The organism is Streptomyces sp. SID1328 (assembly GCF_009865595.1).
In the GTDB taxonomy this organism is placed as follows: domain Bacteria; phylum Actinomycetota; class Actinomycetes; order Streptomycetales; family Streptomycetaceae; genus Streptomyces; species Streptomyces griseoluteus.
Genome location: NZ_WWKH01000075.1, coordinates 1 through 372, shown reverse-complemented (window position 1 = coordinate 372; position 372 = coordinate 1). Strand labels below are relative to the sequence as shown.

Genomic DNA, 372 nt, shown 5'->3' with positions numbered 1-372 from the left:
GGGCGGCGCCCACGCTCACCGCGCGGGAGATCCAGGTGCTGGAGGGCATGAGTCACGGCCGCTCCAACGCGGAGATCGGCCGCGAGCTGTTCCTCTCCGAGGACACCGTCAAGACCCACGCCCGGCGCCTGTTCAAGAAGCTCGGTGCCTCGGACCGCGCCCACGCGGTGGCACTCGGCTTCCGCTGGGGACTGGTCCGGTAACGCATGCGCGGCCGCTGCGCTCGGCCTTGGCCTCGGGGTTCTCGGCGGGCGTCGGAGGGTGTGGGTGCGTGCGGGAGGCCGGCCCCGGCGACGGTGCTTGCCGTGGGCGGGCGCCGGGTGGTGCCGGTCCCGGCCGGTGCCGCGGGGCCTCGCCGGTCCGGCTCGCCGG

The 372-nt window shown here is 76.3% G+C and carries 1 protein-coding gene; it reads left to right on the top strand.

The genetic code is table 11. The features are described 5' to 3' along the window. A partial coding sequence (locus GT030_RS02210) for a LuxR C-terminal-related transcriptional regulator (RefSeq protein WP_161199559.1) occupies window positions 1-203 on the top strand: 203 nt, incomplete at its 5' end. Window positions 204-372: the final 169 nt, after the last annotated feature.